General features: G+C 62.8%; 19 protein-coding genes. 11 read left to right on the top strand and 8 right to left on the bottom strand.

From position 1 onward, the window contains the following. Nucleotides 1–48 precede the first annotated feature (48 nt). Complete coding sequence (gene recG, locus NKJ32_RS14610; protein ID WP_352692318.1) at nucleotides 49–2,157, top strand: ATP-dependent DNA helicase RecG; 2,109 nt, start codon at nucleotides 49–51, stop codon at nucleotides 2,155–2,157. Here the strand turns inward: recG and NKJ32_RS14605 are convergent. From NKJ32_RS14605 to glmS, 5 genes are all read right to left on the bottom strand, one after another. Then, a complete protein-coding gene (locus NKJ32_RS14605; protein WP_023680026.1) occupies nucleotides 2,109–2,861 on the bottom strand; it encodes a DUF502 domain-containing protein in 753 nt (250 codons plus the stop codon). The genes recG and NKJ32_RS14605 overlap by 49 nt on opposite strands. 81 nt (nucleotides 2,862–2,942) lie before the next feature. After that, nucleotides 2,943–3,242 carry a HigA family addiction module antitoxin gene (locus NKJ32_RS14600; RefSeq protein WP_031212869.1) on the bottom strand — a complete coding sequence of 100 codons (300 nt, stop codon included), beginning with the start codon at nucleotides 3,240–3,242 and terminating at the stop codon, nucleotides 2,943–2,945. 37 nt (nucleotides 3,243–3,279) lie between these two features. Then, a complete protein-coding gene (locus NKJ32_RS14595) occupies nucleotides 3,280–3,453 on the bottom strand; it encodes a type II toxin-antitoxin system RelE/ParE family toxin (RefSeq protein WP_352795557.1) in 174 nt (57 codons plus the stop codon). Further along, the gene (locus tag NKJ32_RS14590) at nucleotides 3,432–3,560 is read right to left on the bottom strand and encodes a hypothetical protein (protein WP_352827930.1); all 129 of its coding nucleotides are present in this window, start codon (nucleotides 3,558–3,560) and stop codon (nucleotides 3,432–3,434) included. The genes NKJ32_RS14595 and NKJ32_RS14590 overlap by 22 nt, the downstream gene beginning before the upstream one ends. 112 nt (nucleotides 3,561–3,672) lie before the next feature. Further along, nucleotides 3,673–5,496, bottom strand: a complete 1,824-nt coding sequence (glmS, locus tag NKJ32_RS14585; RefSeq protein WP_352622634.1) for a glutamine--fructose-6-phosphate transaminase (isomerizing) — start codon at nucleotides 5,494–5,496, stop codon at nucleotides 3,673–3,675. Between the two features lie 227 nt (nucleotides 5,497–5,723). Between glmS and NKJ32_RS14580 the strand changes: the two genes are divergently transcribed. Then, nucleotides 5,724–6,077 carry a hypothetical protein gene (locus NKJ32_RS14580; protein WP_023679968.1) on the top strand — a complete coding sequence of 118 codons (354 nt, stop codon included), beginning with the start codon at nucleotides 5,724–5,726 and terminating at the stop codon, nucleotides 6,075–6,077. A 1-nt stretch (nucleotide 6,078) separates the two neighbouring features. On the opposite strand, the gene glmU is transcribed toward NKJ32_RS14580, so the two are convergent. Both glmU and NKJ32_RS14570 read right to left on the bottom strand, forming a co-directional pair. After that, nucleotides 6,079–7,440: a bifunctional UDP-N-acetylglucosamine diphosphorylase/glucosamine-1-phosphate N-acetyltransferase GlmU gene (gene glmU / locus NKJ32_RS14575; RefSeq protein WP_352594487.1), complete on the bottom strand. Its 1,362-nt coding sequence runs from the start codon at nucleotides 7,438–7,440 to the stop codon at nucleotides 6,079–6,081. A 129-nt stretch (nucleotides 7,441–7,569) separates the two neighbouring features. Continuing rightward, complete coding sequence (locus tag NKJ32_RS14570) at nucleotides 7,570–8,517, bottom strand: AraC family transcriptional regulator (protein WP_352754785.1); 948 nt, start codon at nucleotides 8,515–8,517, stop codon at nucleotides 7,570–7,572. Nucleotides 8,518–8,646: 129 nt separating this feature from the next. Between NKJ32_RS14570 and NKJ32_RS14565 the strand changes: the two genes are divergently transcribed. Then, nucleotides 8,647–9,552, top strand: a complete 906-nt coding sequence (locus NKJ32_RS14565; RefSeq protein WP_352754786.1) for an SDR family oxidoreductase — start codon at nucleotides 8,647–8,649, stop codon at nucleotides 9,550–9,552. Nucleotides 9,553–9,605: 53 nt separating this feature from the next. On the opposite strand, the gene NKJ32_RS14560 is transcribed toward NKJ32_RS14565, so the two are convergent. After that, on the bottom strand, nucleotides 9,606–10,352 hold the full coding sequence (locus NKJ32_RS14560; RefSeq protein WP_031212847.1) for a cytochrome c biogenesis CcdA family protein: 747 nt from the start codon (nucleotides 10,350–10,352) through the stop codon (nucleotides 9,606–9,608). A gap of 187 nt (nucleotides 10,353–10,539) precedes the next feature. On the opposite strand from NKJ32_RS14560, the gene NKJ32_RS14555 reads away from it, so the two are divergent. The 8 genes from NKJ32_RS14555 (at nucleotide 10,540) to NKJ32_RS14520 (ending at nucleotide 19,734) form a co-directional block, all read left to right on the top strand. Continuing rightward, the gene (locus tag NKJ32_RS14555) at nucleotides 10,540–10,917 is read left to right on the top strand and encodes a COG4315 family predicted lipoprotein (RefSeq protein ID WP_352568795.1); all 378 of its coding nucleotides are present in this window, start codon (nucleotides 10,540–10,542) and stop codon (nucleotides 10,915–10,917) included. 446 nt (nucleotides 10,918–11,363) lie between these two features. Next, nucleotides 11,364–13,979 (top strand): type I DNA topoisomerase, encoded by a 2,616-nt coding sequence (gene topA, locus NKJ32_RS14550; protein WP_352455651.1) that lies wholly within the window; start codon nucleotides 11,364–11,366, stop codon nucleotides 13,977–13,979. A gap of 6 nt (nucleotides 13,980–13,985) precedes the next feature. After that, nucleotides 13,986–16,292 carry a ribonuclease R gene (gene rnr / locus NKJ32_RS14545; RefSeq protein ID WP_502896617.1) on the top strand — a complete coding sequence of 769 codons (2,307 nt, stop codon included), beginning with the start codon at nucleotides 13,986–13,988 and terminating at the stop codon, nucleotides 16,290–16,292. Next, nucleotides 16,292–16,744, top strand: a complete 453-nt coding sequence (locus NKJ32_RS14540; protein WP_023679976.1) for a DUF983 domain-containing protein — start codon at nucleotides 16,292–16,294, stop codon at nucleotides 16,742–16,744. Before rnr ends, NKJ32_RS14540 begins: the two co-directional genes overlap by 1 nt. Nucleotides 16,745–16,816: 72 nt before the next feature. Continuing rightward, entirely contained in the window at nucleotides 16,817–17,551 is a 735-nt protein-coding gene (locus NKJ32_RS14535) for an NUDIX hydrolase (protein ID WP_352455650.1), read from the top strand. 16 nt (nucleotides 17,552–17,567) lie between these two features. Beyond that, nucleotides 17,568–18,743: an MFS transporter gene (locus NKJ32_RS14530; RefSeq protein WP_023679978.1), complete on the top strand. Its 1,176-nt coding sequence runs from the start codon at nucleotides 17,568–17,570 to the stop codon at nucleotides 18,741–18,743. A gap of 109 nt (nucleotides 18,744–18,852) precedes the next feature. Beyond that, entirely contained in the window at nucleotides 18,853–19,314 is a 462-nt protein-coding gene (locus NKJ32_RS14525; protein WP_352455649.1) for a YqfO family protein, read from the top strand. A gap of 51 nt (nucleotides 19,315–19,365) precedes the next feature. Further along, nucleotides 19,366–19,734, top strand: coding sequence for a YybH family protein (locus tag NKJ32_RS14520; protein WP_352455648.1), 369 nt, complete (start codon nucleotides 19,366–19,368; stop codon nucleotides 19,732–19,734). Nucleotides 19,735–19,819: the final 85 nt, after the last annotated feature.

Below are 19,819 nucleotides of genomic sequence, written 5' to 3'. Positions count from 1 at the left end.
AGGCGGTGTCAGCCTTGCGCTACAGTCGCCGCAACATAAGCTGACATCATGCGTCCCTCCCTCCTCGATCCGCTGTTTGTCCCGATCACCTCGCTTGCCGGGGTCGGGCCAAAAGTTGGCGCCCTGATCGAAAAAGTCGTAGCAGCCGACCTCGGCGACCGGGCCGCGCGCGCCGGGGATCTCTTGTTCGTGCTGCCGCATACTGTCATCGACCGCCGCAACCGGCCTGGCATCGCCGGCTCGGCGGAAGGCGCCATCGTTACGCTCGACGTCCGCATCGATCGCCACCAGCCGCCGCCACGCGGCAACAGGTCGGTCCCGTACCGGGTCTACGCCCATGACGACACCGGCGAGATCGCGCTGACCTTCTTCCATGCCCATGCCGCCTATCTCGAAAAAGCAATGCCCGCAGGCGAGCATGTCGTCGTCTCCGGCCGCATGGAATGGTTCAACGGCCGCCCGACCATGGTTCACCCCGACCATATCGCACTTGCCGGCGACGCGGAAAACCTGCCGCTGGTCGAGCCGGTCTATCCGCTGACCGCCGGGCTCTCGGGCAAGGTGCTGCGCCGGGCCATCGGCCAGGCGCTGGCCCGCCTGCCGGTGCTGCCCGAATGGCAGGACGGTGAGTTCCGGCGCCGCCACGCCTTTCCTGCTTTTAGCGATGCGCTCAACCGCATCCACAATCCTGCCGACCCGATCGACGTCTCTGTCGACGGCGCAGCGTGGCGGCGCCTTGCCTATGACGAGTTCTTGGCCGGCCAGGTATCGCTGGCGCTGGTGCGGGCCAAGGTCCGCCGATTATCTGGCCGGCCACTCGTCGGCGACGGCCGCATAGTCGAACAACTGCGCGTGGCACTCCCCTATTCGCTGACCATGTCGCAGGAAATGGCGCTTGCCGAAATCAACGCCGATCTCGGTGACCCCGAACGCATGCTGCGCCTTTTGCAGGGCGATGTCGGCTCCGGCAAGACGGTGGTCGCGCTGCTTGCCATGGCGCGTGCCGTCGAGGCCGGCGGCCAGGCGGCATTGATGGCGCCGACCGAAATCCTGGCGCGCCAGCATCTGGCAACGATTGCGCCGTTGGCGGAACGGGCCGGCCTGCGTGTCGCCGTCCTCACAGGTCGCGAAAAGGGCCGCGAGCGTGCCGACACGCTGACCGGGCTGGCCAAGGGTGACATCGACATCGTCGTCGGCACCCATGCGCTGTTCCAGGAAACGGTGACGTTCCGTGACCTCGTATTCGCCGTCGTCGACGAGCAGCACCGTTTCGGCGTCCATCAGCGCCTTGCCATTACCGCCAAGGGCGATGCGCCCGACATGCTGGTGATGACAGCAACGCCGATACCGCGGACGCTGGTGCTGACTGCATTCGGCGACATGGATGTGTCGAAGCTGACGGAAAAGCCGGCCGGCCGCCAGCCGATCCGCACCGTCACCTTGCCGCTTGAACGGCTCGACGAACTGATCGGACGCATGCTCGACGCCGTCGCCGATGGCCAGAAAATCTACTGGATCTGTCCGCTGGTCGAGGAATCCGAGGAGATCAAGCTGATGTCGGCCGAGGACCGTTTTGCCTCGCTGAAGCCGCTGTTCGGCGACCGCATCGGCCTGGTGCACGGCCGCATGAAAGGCACCGACAAAGACGAGGCGATGCGCGCCTTCAAGCAGGGTGACACCCGTATCCTGATCGCCACCACAGTGATCGAGGTCGGCGTCGATGTGCCCGACGCGACAATCATGGTCATCGAGCATGCCGAGCGTTTTGGCCTTGCCCAGCTGCACCAATTGCGTGGCCGGGTCGGGCGCGGCGACAAGCCTTCATCCTGCGTGCTGCTCTACAAGGATCCGCTCGGCGAGACGGCAAAACGCCGTTTGTCGGTAATGCGCGAGACCGAGGATGGCTTCCGTATCGCCGAAGAGGATCTGAAGCTGCGCGGCGAAGGCGAGTTGCTCGGCACCCGCCAGTCCGGCACGCCGGGCTTCCAGGTGGCGCGCATCGAGGCGCATGCCGACCTGCTCGAGGCCGCCCGCGACGATGCGCGGCTGATCCTGTCGCGCGATCCGGAACTGCAGTCCGAACGCGGCACGGCGCTGCGCCTGCTGCTCTATCTGTTCGGCCGCGACGAGGCCGTGCGGCTCCTGCGTGCCGGCTGAGGCATCGTGTCGAGCGGAGGATTGGCAAGCGCGCCGTGGATCTGCTCGCCGTTCACCGTCACCATTTTGACCGCCGGCGCCACCAAGCCGGCCGACACGATCAGCTTGGCTCCGTCCTCGATTGTCATGTCGAGCAGCACAATGTCGGATTTCGGCACATACATCAGAAAGCCCGTCGTCGGGTTGGGCGTACACGGCATGAATACGGCAATCAGCGGATCGCCTTCCCGGTCGAGCTTCTGGTTGATCTCGGTTTCCTTCTCGCTGGCGACGAAGACCAGCGACCAGACCCCTTTGCGCGGATATTCGACCAACCCGACCTGGCGGAACATGTCGCCCTTGTTCGACAGCACGGTCTCGAAAATCTGCTTCAGCGAACGGTAGATGCCGCGCACCAGCGGCATGCGGCCAAGCAGGCGCTCGCCGAAATTGACGATGGCGCGGCCAACGATATTGGCGGTCATAAAGCCGATGAAGGTGATGAGGATCAAGGCAACGATCAGCCCAAAACCCGGCACTGGAAACGGCAGGTAGGTGTCCGGATTGTAGCGTACCGGAATGTAGGGTTTCACCCAGGAATCGACCCAGCCGATCAGCGACCAGGCAATGTAGGCGGTAATCGCCAGCGGCGCGCAAACGACGAAGCCGGTCAGGAAATAGTTTCTCAGCCGGGTCATGCCTGAGGTCTTGAGAGCATCCGACATGGTTCACCGCAGCGTGTGTTTGCAGCGCGACACTACTGAACCCCAAGGCGCTTTGGAATGGCGAAGTTTTTAAAAGATCAACTATGCCGCGGCTTCCAGCGGTTCGATCTTCTCGAGCTCCGGTGCGAGTTTCTTCGCCTCGGTTTCAAGTTCATAAGCCTGCTGAAAATTCATCCAGAATTCCGGCGTGGTGTTGAAGAACCTGGCGAGGCGAAGCGCGGTATCAGGAGTCAGGCCGATCTCTTCCTTGGCAATGCGTTCGATACGGGTACGAGGAAGATTGAGCTTCTTCGCCAGCGCACCGGCACTCATACCGAGCGGGACGAGATATTCCTCGCGCAGGAACTCTCCGGGGTGAATTGGACGTACGAACTTGAGCATGGTTCAGAGACCTCAAGGGTTTAGGGCAAGTGCCCGCTCAATGGTAGTCGACGATCTCCACCTCTTCGGCGCCAGCGTTGGTCCATTTGAAGCAGATACGCCATTGGTCGTTGATACGAATTGAATGCTGCCCAGCTCTGCTCCCTTTCAGGGCTTCAAGGCGATTTCCGGGTGGCGATCGAAGGTCGTTCAATTGTGCGGCGTTTTCGATCGCTCGAAGACGACGTTCGCCACGGGCAACCAGATCCGGTGGAAACCTTTCGGTGCCTTCCCCTCGGCAACCGCTTCCACCGCTTTGCCTTTGAACGAAACGATCAACTTCTGCCCTCGTCTTGTATCATACATTGATACAAGACAGGGTGCAAGAAATATGTATCAATAACTGATACTAAATTGTCGTTGGACCCTATCGGTAGCCGTTTGGAACCGATCATTCCACCGTTACCGATTTCGCCAGGTTGCGAGGCTGGTCGACATCCGTGCCCATGAACACGGCGGTGAAATAGGCGAGCATCTGGATCGGCAGCGCGTAGATGATCGGCGAGATGATTTCCGGCACGTCCGGCAAAACGATCGTCTCCATCGTCTTCACCGTAGCGTGTGCGGCGCCCTTGCTGTCGGTGATCAGGATGATCTTGCCGCCGCGTGCCGCGACCTCCTGCATGTTCGACACGGTCTTTTCGAAGATGCGGTCATGCGGCGCGATGACGATGACGGGCATGTTCTCGTCGATCAGCGCGATCGGGCCGTGCTTCAACTCGCCGGCGGCATAGCCTTCGGCGTGGATATAGGAAATTTCCTTGAGCTTCAGCGCGCCTTCCATGGCCAGCGGAAAATTGGTGTCGCGGCCGAGATAAAGCACGTTTTTGTAGTGCGAGAGGTCGCGCGCGACCTTTTCGATCTGCCCGTCGAGCTTTAGCACCTGGTTCGCATAACGCGGCGCTTCCGACAGCTCGCGTATCAGCGTTTTCTCCTGCTCCTGCGAAATCGTTCCGCGCGCCACGCCCGCCCGCACCGCCAGCGAGGCCAGCACGGAAAGCTGGCAGGTGAACGCCTTGGTCGAAGCGACGCCGATCTCCGGGCCGGCCAACGTCGGCAGGATGACGTCGGATTCGCGCGCCATGGTCGATTCGCGCACATTGACGACCGCGCCGATCTTCATGCCGGCCTTGCGGCAGTAGCGCAGCGACGCCAGCGTGTCGGCGGTCTCACCCGATTGCGAGATGAAGAAAGCGGCATCGTTCTTCGACAGCGGCATCTCGCGGTAGCGGAACTCCGAAGCGACATCGATGTCGACCGGCAGCCGCGCATAGCGCTCGAACCAGTATTTGCTGATCAGCCCGGCGAGATAGGCGGTGCCGCAGGCCGAGATCGCCAGCCGGTCGACCTTGGCGAAATCGAACGGCAGCTCGAGCGGCTTCGAGACGCCGCCGACGAAATCAACATAATGCGCCAGCGTGTGCGAGATCACTTCCGGCTGCTCATGGATTTCCTTTTCCATGAAATGGCGGCGGTTGCCTTTGTCGACCATGAAGCTCGTGCTGAGCGACTGTTGGCGTTTGCGGTCGACCTTGTTGCCGCCCATGTCGAAGATATCGACCTCGTTGCGGCGCACCACCGCCCAGTCGCCGTCTTCCAGATAGGTGATCGAATTGGTGAAAGGGGCAAGCGCAATGGCGTCGGAGCCAAGGAACATCTGGCCGTCGCCATGACCGACCGCGAGCGGCGGGCCGTTGCGCGCGCCGACGATCAGATCCTCGTCGCCCTTGAACATGATGGCGAGCGCAAAGGCGCCTTCCAGCCGCTTCAGCGCCTTGTGCGCCGCCTCAACCGGCTTCAGCCCCTTGGCCAGTTCGCGCGCCACCAGATGAGCGACGACTTCGGTATCGGTCTGCGAGGCGAAGCTGTAGCCGTCGCGCATCAGCTCGTCGCGCAATTCGGCGAAATTCTCGATGATGCCGTTATGGACGATGGCGACGCCGTCGGAAAAATGCGGATGCGCATTGCTCTCGTTCGGAACGCCATGTGTGGCCCAGCGCGTGTGGCCGATGCCGATCATGCCGTCGAGCGGTTCGTCCTTCAGCCGGCGCTCGAGATTGACCAGCTTGCCCTCGGCGCGGCGGCGGTCAAGCCTGCCGTGCTCGATCGTGGCGACGCCGGCCGAGTCATAGCCGCGATATTCGAGCCTTTTCAGCGCATCGACGATAAGCGGCGCGACCGGCGAGTTACCGACAATTCCAACGATACCGCACATGGCGCTTGCCCCCGATTCCGACCTCAAACCCGGCGCTATTTAGAGACTGCCGGGCTGTCGCGAAAAATCACATTCCATTTCGTCCGGTATCAGCCGGACTATCCTGCACAGATGCACCATGACAGGGCGCACTTGCAATCCGGTTACTGCAATTGCTCAGTTTCTCCGCTTATGTATCCTATCTCGGCTCAACGGCTCCAGAAATCAGTCAAAGACATGATGCGGCTATGAACGAACGAATTGACACGGTGACGCTTTGGCGTCCGGTTGGGCCCCGCGAACTGGAGTTGATCCAGAGGGCAGGGATGCGCGCCTTTCCTCCTCGACTTGCCGATCAGCCGATCTTCTATCCGGTCACCAGCGAGGCCTATGCCACCCAGATCGCCCGAGACTGGAATGTGCCCGCGAGCGGATCAGGTTTCGTGACGCGTTTCGAGGTGCGTCGCAGCTTTCTGGACCGTTACAGCGTCCAGCATGCCGGCAGCCGGGCGCATCTGGAATACTGGATCCCGGCCGAAGACCTGTCGGCCTTCAACGATGCAATCGTTGGCGAAATCCAGCTTGTCGCCGAGTTCCGCTAGTCTACCCTTTTTTGCGGGCCGCCGCGGCCTGAGAAAAACGCTCTCGCAACTCCTTGCCCTTGCCGGCTAGAGTCCGCTGGCGGGCGCGGCCGAAGGCCAGCGCATCGTCGGGTACGCTTTCTGTGATGACGCTGCCCGAGGCGATGTAGCCGCCCTTGCCGATCGACACCGGCGCCACCAGCGAGGAGTTCGAGCCTATGAAGGCGCCCTCGCCGATATCGGTGAAGAATTTCGAATAGCCGTCATAATTGCAGGTGATGGTGCCGGCGCCGATATTGGCGCCGGCGCCGATGCGGGCATCGCCGATATAGGTCAGATGGTTGACCTTGGCGCCCTCTTCGACGATCGCCTGCTTGACCTCGCAGAAATTGCCGACCTTGGCCTTGGTTCTCAGATCGGCCCCGGGCCGCAGCCGCGCGAACGGCCCGACATCGCAATTCGACGCGATGGTGGCGCCTTCGATATGGCTGAAGGCATGGATCTTGGCCCCCGTGGCGATTTTCACGCCCGGCCCGAACCAGACATTGGGTTCGACGATCGTATCGGCGCCGATCTCGGTGTCGTGCGAGAAGAACACGGTTTCGGGCGCGATCAGCGTAACGCCAGAAAGCATCGCCTCGCGCCGGCGGCGCTGCTGCCAGATATCTTCCGCCTGGGCAAGCTCGGCACGGTTGTTAATGCCGAGCGCGTTCTCGAAACTGGCTTCGGTGGCGACGACATCAAGTCCCTGCGCAGCGGCGATCTCGACGATGTCGGTGAGATAATACTCGCCCTTGGCGTTCTTGCTGCCGACTTGATCGAGCAGCTTCAGCGCGTGCCTGCCGGCGACCGCCATCAGCCCGCCATTGCAGAAGGTGATTTTCTTCTCCTCGTCCGAGCAGTCCTTCTCCTCGCGGATGGCCACGAGCTTGCCGGCCTTTTCGATAAGCCGGCCGTAGCCCGAAGGATTTTCCGTACGGAAGCCGACCACGACGACGGCCGCACCTTCCGCCAGCTTCAGCCGCGCCGCCGCGAGCGCTTCCGGATCGATCAACGGCGTGTCGCCAAACATCACCAAGATGTCGTCATAACCTTTTGATATTGCTGCGCGTGCGGCAAGCACGGCGTGCGCGGTGCCGAGACGTTTTTCCTGGACGAAAGCCTCGGCCTTCGGCGCAAACTTGAGTGCCGCCTTGCGCATCTCATCGGCGCCATGGCCGATCACCAGCGCCAACTCGCCGCTGCCGGCGGCTTCGGCCGCCTTGACGACATGGGCAACCATCGGCAGGCCGGCGATTGTGTGCAGCACTTTCGGCACTGCACTCTTCATGCGCGTGCCTTCGCCGGCGGCGAGGATGATGGACAGGCAGGTTCTCTGGCTCATGGGATGGCAACCGTTGAAAGGGGTCTGGAATCGAAGCGTTAGTAGCACTGGCGCCATGCTGCACCAATGCGGTTAAATTCCGGTGAGACGGTGGAACCTCCAACCCGCGACACGCTCAAGCCGATCGGCTCACGCGGCTTCCGCCTCGTTGCGTGATGCGAAACTGGAGGCTCGGCCACGGCCGTATTGCCGTGGCGAACAGTTCATGACCCGCTTGAAGGCTGTGCTGAAGGCGCTTTCGGATTCGTAGCCGAGCGAGAGCGCTATGACGGCGACGGGATCGCTGGAATTCGTCAGCCGTTCGCCGGCCAGCAGCATTCGCCAGCGCGTCAAATAGTCCATCGGCGACGCGCCAACCGTCTCCTTGAATCTGAGCGCAAAGGTCGATCGCGACATGCCGGCCCGTTCCGCCAGTTCCTGTAACGTCCAGCCATGCGCCGGATCGTCATGCATGGCGCTGATCGCCGCGCCGATCTGTTTGTCCGCCAGGGCAAAGAGCCAGCCGATGCCACCTTTCAATCCTTCCGAAAGATGCAGCCGCAGCGCCTGAACCAGCATCATGTGGGCGAGGTGCTGGATCACCAGAAAGCCGCCCGGTTGTGGCTCGCGCAGCTCCTGCATCATCCGCTCCACCGACCAGCGCAGCGCCGACTGGTCCGACTCTTTGCGGATATGCACAATGGCTGGCAGCATCCGCAACAGGATGCCGGCATGATTGCCGCCAAGCGCGAAGCGGCTGCTGACCAGAAAGAAATCACCACCGCCATTGTGGGTCACGACACCGCCGGCTCGCGCAGGCGGAAAAATCTTGACGGCTTCAACAGGCGTCAAGCTCATGTCGCTTGCAAGGCGGAATGGCCGTCCACTCGGCAGCAGGAAGCAGTCTCCCGTCTCAAGGCGCACTGCGTCGGCAACGCCCTCCACAGATAGCCAGCACCGGCCGGAGACCACCGCTCCGGTCTTGATGCTTTGCTGCTGGTCGGGGAACTGGATCGACCATTCACCACCAGCATCGAAACCGGCCGACATATAGTTTCGCGGCTTCAGCAGCGAGAGCACATCTGAAAGGGGATCCACAAGTCATTCCGGACGATTGCGAAGATAATACGGACTTTACCGCATAGATCGTATTTTCTCAAGCGCCTATCACGACACAACTGAGCCGCGAAAATGGTCGTGGTCAGAAACGAACAAGGAGAAGTCGTGATGCGTGTTTTCGTTACCGGAGCGACCGGATTCGTCGGTTCTGCCGTCGTTCAAGAACTCATCGGCGCCGGCCATCAGGTGCTCGGCCTCGCCCGCTCGGCGGCGTCGGCCAAGTCGCTTGCAGCCACCGGAGCCGAGGTGCATCGAGGTGACCTCGAAGACCTCGAAAGCCTCAGCAGGGGCGCAGCGGCAGCTGATGGAGTGATCCATACCGGCTTCAACCACGACTTCTCGAAATTCGCGCAAAATTGCGAGATGGACCGGCGCGCCATCGAGGCCTTGGGCGGTGCACTCGAAGGCTCCGAGCGGCCCCTGCTCGTCACCTCCGGAACCGCGCTCCAGGCGCGGGGCCGTATCGCGACCGAGGAAGATGCGCCTGTCCCCTCTTCCGCTTCGTATCCCCGCGCCTCCGAAGCGACAGCCGCCGCGCTGGCGGCACACGGCGTGCGCGCGTCGGTTGTGCGCCTTCCTCCGTCGGTCCATGGCCAGGGCGACCACGCCTTCGTTCCTATTCTCATCGACCTCGCTCGCAAGAAGGGCGTGTCGGCCTATATCGGCGAAGGGCTCAATCGCTGGCCTGCCGTGCATCGGTTCGATGCCGCCCGCGTTTACCGGCTTGCGCTCGAGCATGGAGCCGATGGCGGGCGATATCACGCGATCGCCGAAGAAGGCGTGCCGTTCAAGGACATCGCCGGCGTGATCGGCCGGCGCCTGAACGTGCCGGTCGTCGCCAAGTCCGCGGAAGAAGCCGCCGATCATTTTGGCTGGTTCGCGATGTTCGCGGCGATGGATGTCCCGACCTCGAGCGAGCGGACTCGCGCGCTGCTGGGGTGGGCGCCGAGCGGACCCGGGCTCATCGCCGATATCGACCAGCCGGGCTATTTCGAAGGTGAATGGACCGCGTAGCTGCGGTGCCTTGCGCCGCAGCTACGGCCTCGCGCTTCGGCCGGGCGGCAAACCTATCCCAATTGCCCCAGCACCGGAAAATTCTCGAGCAACCAATAGGACACCGCCTGCACGCCGCCGGTCAGGAAAAACACGCCGGCGACCACCAGCAACGCGCCGATGGCCTTTTCGACGCGGCCGAGATGGACGCGGAATTTCCCGAGAAAGCGCATGAAGGCGCCTGAAAACAGCGCCGCAACGAGGAAGGGAATACCGAGGCCGAGCGAATAGGCGGCAAGCAGCAGCGCGCCCTCGCCCACCGTCTCGCGGCCGCCGGCAAGCGTCAGGATCGGCCCCAGCACCGGGCCGATACAGGGCGTCCAGCCAAAGGCGAAGGCCAGGCCCATTACGTAAGCGGCGATCAGGCTGGCCGGCTTGCCTTGTGACTGGAAGCGCGCCTCGCGTGAAAGCAAAGGGATGCGCAGTACGCCGAGGAAATTCAGCCCCATCAGGATGATCAGCACGCCGGCCGCCATTGCCAGCGGCTCCTGCCAGACTCGCAGCAGATGGCCGATGGTCGAGGCGCCGGCGCCGAGCGCGACGAAGACGGTCGAGAAGCCGAGCACGAAGGCGATGGAGGAATTAACCAGCGCGCCTCGCGCACCGGCCTTTGCCGTAATGCCGGCCTCGCCGCGGAAATCGTCGACCGACACGCCGGCCATATAGCACAGGTACGGTGGCACCAGCGGCAGCACGCAAGGCGACAGGAACGAAATCGCTCCCGCCCCGATCGCACTGACATAGCCGACGTCCAATGCCATTTCCGTCTCCCGATGACTGCGCAGCCATATAGCCGCGACAACAGCTGTCCGCCAATCACCATCGCGTGGCCCCATCACATTGGGTAGCAAGTCGACGCCCGCCCGGGAAGAAAGGGCAGCCAGGCAGCGTTGATCATACGAAGCTGCGTTGTTCCGCGCGCTTTTCGAATGATCCAGGGAGAAATCCATGAAAACGATCGCAACTGGCATGGCCGCGCTTTTGCTCGGCACTGCCGCATCCTTCGCCGCCGAGGCGTGGAAGGAAGCGGAGGTCGGCGGCACCAAGATCTACACCGACGCCAGCGGCATGACGCTCTACACCTACGACAAGGACGAGGCGGGCAAGTCGAACTGCTACGACAAATGCGCCGCCAATTGGCCGCCGCTGAAGGCTGACGCCAACGCCAAGGCCGAGGGCGAGTGGACGATCGTCGACCGCACCGACGGCACCAGGATGTGGGCCTACGAAGGTAAGCCGCTCTACACGTTCATCAAGGACAAGAAGGCCGGCGACGTGACCGGCGAGGGTGTCGGCGGCGTCTGGCATATCGCCAAGGCCGACTAGGCCTTGAGCTTCTGATCGGCTGTAACCGGCGGTAACACGGCTGGTCGCTGGGAACTCGACCCAACCGCCCCGGCGGCCAGCTTTTCAGCACGGTACTTCCTTGCGACTGTCCGAGCAAAATGCCGGGCTACCGATTGCGCGCTTCACAGCATCTGTTCAAGCAGGGCTGGCGCGTGCTCGATGTTTCTCTTATATCCGCGGGAGAGTTTGTCCCGTTCTCCAGGATCAATTGCCGGGCTTGTCCAGCGATAGGCTGCCCATTTCCCTTATCCAGGATTGCGGAAAATCGCATGGCGCCGTTGGGTTGCGCATTCGGTACAGGGCCGCATTTTGACTGCTTGGCCTTGACCGGATGCAAAAGCGCGGCCATGTGAGCGACACATTGAACGAGATTTCGTCGCGCGCAGCGGAATTCTTCTGCCGCATCACAACTGATATGAGACCGTATGGACGTCGTCGTCGTCGAATCGCCGGCCAAGGCGAAGACAATCAACAAATACCTCGGCAAGAACTACAAGGTTCTGGCCTCGTTCGGCCATGTCCGCGATCTGCCGGCCAAGGATGGCTCGGTGCGTCCGGATGAGGACTTTGCCATGTCCTGGGCCGTCGACACCGCGTCTGGAAAGCGTCTCGCCGATATTGCCAAGGCGGTCAAGGACGCCGACGGGCTGATCCTCGCCACCGATCCGGACCGCGAGGGCGAAGCGATCTCCTGGCATGTTCTGGAAGTGCTGAAGCAAAAGCGCGCGTTGAAGGACAAGCCGGTCAGCCGCGTCGTCTTTAACGCCATCACCAAGGCGTCCGTGCTGGAGGCGATGGCCAATCCGCGCCAGATCGACGCGCCGCTGGTCGATGCCTATCTCGCCCGCCGCGCGCTCGACTATCTGGTCGGCTTCACGCTGTCGCCCGTGCTGTGGCGCAAGCTGCCTGGCGCCCGCTCCGCCGGCCGCGTCCAGTCGGTGGCGCTGCGTCTGGTCTGCGACCGCGAATCCGAGATCGAGCGCTTCATCCGCGAGGAATACTGGCAGGTCGCCGCCATTCTCGGTACGCCGCGCAAGGAAAATTTCGAGGCGCGGCTGACCGCCTTCGAGCGCAAGAAGCTGCAAAAGCTCGACATTTCTAACAAGGCGCAGGCCGACGACATCAAAGCGATGCTCGAAGGCGCCAGCTTCAAGGCGGCGTCTGTCGAAGCGAAGCCGACCAAGCGCAATCCCGGGCCGCCCTTCACCACCTCGACGCTGCAGCAGGCAGCCTCATCGGGTCTCGGCTTTTCGGCCAACCGCACCATGCAGGTGGCGCAGCGGCTCTATGAGGGCATGGAGATCGGCGGTGAGACCACCGGCCTGATCACCTATATGCGGACCGATGGCGTGCAGATGGCACCGGAGGCGATCTCTGCCGCACGCGATGCGATTGCCAAGGAATTCGGCCCTAAATACCTGCCTGAAAAGCCGCGCTACTATTCCGCCAAGGCCAAGAATGCCCAGGAGGCGCACGAAGCGATCCGTCCGACCGATTTCATGCGCACGCCGGCTTCCGTCAAGCAGTATCTCGACGCCGACCAGGCGCGGCTTTACGAGATGATCTGGAAACGCGCCATCGCCAGCCAGATGCAGCCGGCCGAGATAGAGCGCACCACGGTCGAGATAGAGGCAGTCAACGGCCCGCGCACCGCCGAGCTTCGCGCTGTAGGCTCGGTTGTTCGCTTCGACGGCTTCCTTGCCGCTTACATCGAGCAGAAGGAAGAAGATTCGGAAGACGAGGAAAGCCGCCGCCTGCCCGAGATCCGTGCCGGCGAGCAGCTCACACGCGAGGCGATCAACGCCACCCAGCACACCACCGAGCCGCCGCCGCGTTATTCGGAAGCTTCGCTGATCAAGAAGCTGGAAGAGTTGGGCATCGGCCGGCCGTCGACTTATACGGCGATCCTGAAGACGCTCGAGGATCGTGACTATGTCACCATCGACAAGCGCAAGCTGGTGCCGCAGGCAAAGGGCCGGCTATTGTCGGCCTTCCTCGAAAGCTTCTTCGAGCGTTATGTCGAGTACGACTTCACCGCTTCGCTGGAGGAAAAGCTCGACGAGATTTCCGACGGCAAGCTCGCATGGAAGGACGTGCTGCGCGATTTCTGGAAGGATTTTTCCGGCGCCGTCGCCGACATCAAGGAGTTGCGCGTCACCGACGTCCTCGATGCATTGAACGAGGAACTGGCGCCGCTGGTCTTTCCCGCGCGCGAAGACGGTTCGAACCCGCGTATCTGTCCGAAATGCGGCACCGGCAACCTGTCGCTGAAGCTCGGCAAGTTCGGCGCCTTCGTCGGCTGTTCGAACTATCCCGAATGCTCCTTCACCCGCCAGCTCGGCGACGCCGCCAATCCCAATGGCGAGAACGGCGGTGGTGAAGACGGCACCAAAGTGCTCGGCAAGGACCCCTATACCGCCGAGGAGATCACGCTGCGCAATGGCCGGTTCGGCCCCTATATCCAGCGCGGCGACGGCAAGGATGCCAAGCGTTCCAGTCTGCCCAAGGGCTGGACGGTCGATTCGATCGATCACGAAAAGGCGCTCGCCTTGTTGTCGCTGCCGCGCGACGTCGGCAAGCATCCGGAATCCGGCAAGATGATTTCGGCCGGGCTGGGGCGCTACGGGCCGTTCGTGCTGCATGACGGCACCTACGCCAATCTCGACAGCATCGAGGACGTGTTCTCGATCGGCCTCAATCGCGCCGTCTCGGTGATCGCCGAGAAGCAATTGAAGGGCAAAGGCGGCCGCAATGGCGGCACAGCCGCTGCGCTCAAGGAACTGGGCGAGCATCCTGCCGGCGGCGGCAAGATAGTCGTGCGCGACGGCAAATACGGGCCTTATGTGAATTTCGGCAAGGTCAATGCGACGCTGCCGAAGGGCAAGGATCCGCAATCGGTGACGATCGAGGATGCGGTGGCGCTCATTGCGGAAAAGGAAGCCAAGGGCGGCAACGGCGCCAGGAAGCCCTTCCGCAAAGCGGCCGCGCCTGCGAAGAAACCGGCTGCGGCCAAAAAACCGGCGGCCAGGAAAAAGGGATAGGACGGATTGGCGCGCAAAGTCTCCGGAAGAAGCCACGGCGATCTGCGCACCGCCGATACCCGTGCCAAGGTCAGGGACAATTACCGGCCTTCACGCGACGAGATACTGCGTTACATCGCCGAAAATCCGGACCGCGCCGGAAAACGCGACATCGCCAAGGCGTTTGCGCTACGCGGCGAAGACCGTATCTGGCTGAAGGACGTCTTGCGCGACCTGCAGGATGAAGGCCTGCTGACCAAGGAGCGCAAGCGGCTTGCCCGTGTCGGCGCCCTGCCCCACGTCGCGGTGCTCGACATCTTCGGCCGTGACGCCGACGGTGTGCTGCTGGCGCACCCGACCGAAGCGATCGGCAATGGCGAACCTCCGGTCATAGCGATCCGCGTGTCGCGCGGCGGCAATGGCCCGACGCCGGGCATCGGCGACCGCGTGCTGGCCAAGACCTTTCCGACCGACGATCCGGCAGGCCCGGCCTATACCGGCCGGGTGATGAAGATATTCGAGAAGCGCACCGATGCGGTTCTCGGCGTTTTCCGTGTGCTGAAGGACGGCACGTTCCGCATCGAGCCGGTGGAAAGGCGTCAGCCGGAGCTGGTCGTCGACAAGGAATTCCAGAACGGCGCCAAGAACGGCGACCTGGTCGAGGTCGAGCCGGCGCGGGCCTCGCGCTACGGGCTGCCGCGAGCCAAGGTTCTGGCGGTGTTGGGGTCGCTGACCAGCGAAAAGGCGGTCTCGATGATCGCCATCCACGCACACGACATTCCGCATATTTTCCCCGCCGACGTTATCGCCGAGGCGGAGGCGGTCAAGCCGGCGACGCTTGCCGGCCGCGAGGATTGGCGCGAGCTGCCGCTGCTCACCATCGATCCGGCCGACGCCAAGGATCATGACGACGCGGTGTTCGCTATGCCCGACACCGACGAGAAGAACGCCGGCGGCGTGGTTGTCACCGTCGCCATTGCGGATGTCGCTGCATACGTGCGCTATGCCACGGCGCTCGATCGCGAAGCGCTGAAGCGCGGCAATTCGGTCTATTTCCCCGACCGCGTCGTGCCGATGCTGCCGGAGCGCATCTCGAACGACCTCTGTTCACTGCGCGAAGGCCAGGATCGTCCGGCGATAGCGGTGCGGATGACTTTCTCGGCCGATGGCCACAAACTCAGACACTCCTTCCATCGCGTCATGATGAAGTCGGCGGCGAAACTCGCCTATCAGCAGGCGCAAGCGGCGATCGACGGCGCACCGGATGACACGACTGGCCCGATCCTCGATACGGTGCTGAAGCCGCTATGGGACGCCTACGCGATCCTGAAGCGCGGCCGCGACACGCGCCAGCCGCTTGAGCTCGATCTGCCCGAGCGCAAGATCCTGCTCAAGCAGGACGGCACCGTCGACAAGGTCGTCGTGCCGGAGCGGCTCGACGCGCACAAGCTGATCGAAGAGTTCATGATCCAGGCCAATGTCGCCGCCGCCGAGACACTCGAGGCGAAGCGCCAGGCGCTGGTCTACCGCATCCACGATGCGCCCTCGCTCGCCAAGCAGGAATCGTTGCGTGAATTCCTGCAGACGCTCGGCATGTCGCTGGCGCGCGGCGCGCAAATGCGGCCGAACCAGTTCAACGGCATCCTCGCTCGCGTGCGCGGCGCCGACAATGAGGGGCTGGTCAACGAAGTGGTGCTGCGCTCGCAGAGCCAGGCCGAATATTCGCCCGCCAATATCGGCCATTTCGGCCTCAACCTGAAGCGCTACGCGCATTTCACCTCGCCGATCCGCAGATATGCCGACCTGATCGTGCATCGCGGGCTGATTGCCGCACTCGGCCTTGGTCCGGGGGGCCTGACGCAGGACGAGGCGGAGCGGCTGGAAGAGGTCTCGGCGCTGATTTCGGCGACCGAGCGGCGCGCGATGGCCGCCGAGCGCGACACGGTCGACCGGCTGATCGCCGCCTATCTCGCCGAGCGCATCGACGACCGTTTCGACGCCCGCATCTCGGGCGTCACCAAATCGGGCCTGTTTGTCCAATTGCCGCAGTATGGCGCGGATGGCTTCATTCCGGTTTCAACCCTGGGCGGCGACTACTATATATACGACGAAACTGCTCGATCGCTTTTCGGAGAACGCACCGGCAAGGGCTATCAGCTTGCTGATCGCGTCGAGGTTCGCCTGATCGAGGTGGCGCCGATGGCCGGCGCGATGCGTTTCGAGATGCTGACCGAGCCAAAGCCGCTGCCCGGCTCCAAACGGTCGTTCCACAAGGCCAAAGGCCGCGCCCGGGCGTCGCAATCGCGTCCAGGCTCGCGCGGCAGGAGACGGTAATGCCAACAGAACTGCAGGTGGAAGAACGGATTTTCGGCGGCGAACATCACTCGGGCCGGACCGCCCGGCCGCTATGGACGGCAATGAAGCGCGGCATGCTCGGCCGCTGCCCGCATTGCGGCGAGGGCAAGCTGTTTCGCGCCTTCGTCAAGACCGTCGACAAATGCGATCATTGCGGCGAGGAACTTCACCACCATCGCGCCGACGACCTGCCGGCCTATCTTGTGGTGGTCATTGTCGGCCACATCGTGCTCGGCGCCTTCATGGGTGTCGAAGCGACCTCGACGCTGTCGACCTGGCAGCACATCGCCATCTGGGTGCCATTGACCATCATTCTCGCCGTCGTCCTGCTGCAGCCAGTCAAGGGCGCTGTCATCGGCCTGCAATGGGCATTTTATATGCACGGCTTTGGCGGTGAAGAAGATCTGATCGAGTCGCATCCCGAGGCTTGAAACCGAGGCTGGCGCAATCGGCATGGCTGGACGCCACTTCCGCATCGGAGAAGATTCCGCTAGGTCGAGCGCATGGACGTTATGACCAAGGCGGAAATCGACAAGGTTGAGCGGATCGCGCTCGATGCCAAGCCTATACGCCCGCGCGACGCCGCGACGCTGATCCTGCTCGACCGCAAGGGCGACGAATTCCTGGTGCTGATGGGCCGGCGCCACGCCCGTCATGCCTTCATGCCGGGAAAATTCGTGTTTCCCGGCGGCCGCACAGATCCGGCCGACAGCCGCATCCCGATAGCCACCGCACTTCATCCCGAGGAAGAAGCGAGATTGACCGCTGGCATCGGCCGCACCAGCCCGGCTCGCGCCCGCGCCATTGCCTTGTCGGCAATCCGCGAAGCCTATGAGGAGGCCGGCCTGCTGATCGGTCAAAAAGGCGTGTTCGCAACCGCCAGGCGCGACTGGCAGGGCTTTGTCGAACACGGCGTCATCCCATCACTGCAAGCGCTGCGCTTCGTCGCACGCGCCATCACCCCGCCCAACCGGGTGCGCCGCTTCGATACGCGCTTTCTCGCCGCATGGCGCGACGATGTCGCCGTGCAACTGCCGGATGGCGGTCCGACCGACGAGTTGGAAGACGTCGTTTGGCTGCCGCTGGCCAAGGCCCGGCAAGCCGATATTCCAGACATCACGCGCACGGTCCTGGAGGAGCTGGAAACCCGGCTCGCCCGGGATCCGCTGCTGAGCCCCGGCGGTCCCGTGCCGTTCTACCGGCTTGTCCGCAATCGCTTCGTCCGCGAAATTCTCTAGAGCAGCCAGGCATTCCATGACAGTCGATATCCAGCCGCAGGGCAAGGAACGCGTACACTGGCTGCCGATGGTCGCGGCGATCTCGTCGATCAGCGTCGTCGGCATTGCCATCGGCCTTGGCATGCCGCTGCTCAGCGTGATCCTGGAAACGCGTGGCCATTCCGCGTCGATGATCGGTCTCAACACCGCGGTCGCCGGCCTCGCCTCTATCGCCGGCGCGCCGCTCGCCACTCCGCTTGCCATGCGGTTCGGGGTCGCCTGGACGATGCTTGCCATGATTGCGGCCGGAGCGCTGGCCTTTGTCGGTTTCCATTTCGCGCCAGCTTTCTGGATGTGGTTTCCGCTGCGCGTGCTGCTGCATATCGCGCTGACGGTGCTGTTCATCCTGTCGGAATTCTGGATCAGCACCTCGGCGCCGCCACACCGGCGCGGACTGGTCCTCGGCATCTATGCCACCGTGCTGTCTCTCGGCTTTGCCGCCGGGCCTTGGCTGTTCGCCCATCTCGGCAGCAGTGGCTTCCTGCCCTTCGGCGTTACCATCGCCTTGGTTACGCTCGCTGCCATACCGGTCCTGGCGGCACGCAACGAGAGCCCGACGATCGTCTCGGACGGCGAAACCAGCAATTTCCTGCGTTACATCTGGCTGGTGCCGACGGCAACCGCCGCCGTGCTGGTGTTCGGCGCGGTCGAGACCGGCGGCTTTGCACTGTTCCCGGTCTACGGTAGCCGCATCGGCTACTCAGAGGCGGACGCCGCCCTTTTGCTCACCATGATCGGGCTTGGCAATGTGCTGTTGCAGATCCCGATCGGCATGATCAGCGACCGCGTCAGCGACCGCCGCTATCTGCTGATGGCCTGTGCCACTGTCGGGCTTGCCGGCACGGTCTTCATGCCGTTCTTCGCGCATAACTGGCATTTGATGGCAGCGCTTCTGTTCATCTGGGGCGGTGTGGTCGCCGCTATGTATACAATCGGTCTTGCTCACCTCGGCTCCCAGCTTTCCGGCCACGAACTGGCCTCCGCCAACGCCGCCTTCGTTCTCTGCTACGGCGTCGGCATGGTGCTTGGCCCGCAGGCAATCGGCATCGGCATGGACGCTTTCGGGCCGTCGGGCTTCGGTTGGGCGCTCGGCCTGTTCTTCGCCTGCTATATCGTGCTGGTCGGCACCAGGCTGCTCCGCAAAATCCTCTGAGTCGGCCCAGCTGCCGACATCGCTCCCACTGCTGACCAACTCCTGACACAACCATGTCAGGAGGGCTCGAGTATATGCTCCCCCAAAATGCATAGCAGGGAGACCTCGGATGATCGATAGTGGCTTTGAAACGAAATCGCTGCGGATGGAATTGCTGCTGCTGGTGACCTTTCAGGCACCGGCAGCCGATGTCGACCGCATCATGGAGGCGGTGGTCGCGATCGTACCGCTCGGAATGGGCAAATATGACAGCAATGCTTTCCAGTCGGCGGACGGCATCGAACGCTACCGGCCGCTTGAAGGTGCCGCCGCCGGCGCCGAGACGGAATTGCGCAGGCGGCCAGGGACTGTCGAGGTGTCGTTCGAACTGCCTGACGACCAGAAGCTCGCCGCTCGCGTCGTCGAAGCGATTTACCAGGTTCACAGCTATCAGGAGCCGGTGATCCGCATTCAGCCACTGCTTGCCAGCCGCTCCAAGGGTCTCGACGACCGCGCCAACCCGAACCGCTGGTGGAACACGACGGGAGACTGGAAGAAGGCGTTGCAACGGGAAACCGTCGCGGCGGAGTGACCGGAACCTGGTCGTATCTCGGTTTGAATTTGGCTGTCAGGAAGCCTGCCGATGAATGATGAAGCAAACCGCAAACCGGCAAGCGATCCCCAGGACCTGGCGCGGCTATTGGTTTCTCGCGAGCAAGCGGGAGACGCGGAAGGAATGGCTGCTCTTTACGAACCCGGTGCCATCCTCGCTACCGGCAACGGACAGTTGGCCTGCGGCAGAGATGCCATCCGCCGATTTTACGCCAAGTTGGTGGCAGCGGGACGAAAGTTTGATCTCGGAGATCAGCGTCCGGCTATCATCAACAGGGATTTGGCGCTCACTTCCACGCGCCTTGCCGATGGCACCGTTACTGCGGAAATCGCTCGCCGGCAAGGTGACGGGAACTGGCTTTGGGTGATCGATCAGCCGTCCATCGCTCGATACTCATAGCTAGAGCGTCGGACGTTCAGTTTGAATCGCGAGGGATTCCAGTGAGGCGTGGTTCATGATTCACTTCCTGTAGGAGGTGATTTGC

It is taken from the genome of Mesorhizobium sp. M0159 (assembly GCF_040322295.1).
Lineage (GTDB): Bacteria > Pseudomonadota > Alphaproteobacteria > Rhizobiales > Rhizobiaceae > Mesorhizobium.
The sequence above is the reverse complement of the archived record's forward strand: the minus strand, read 5'-3'. Positions and strand labels throughout refer to the sequence as shown.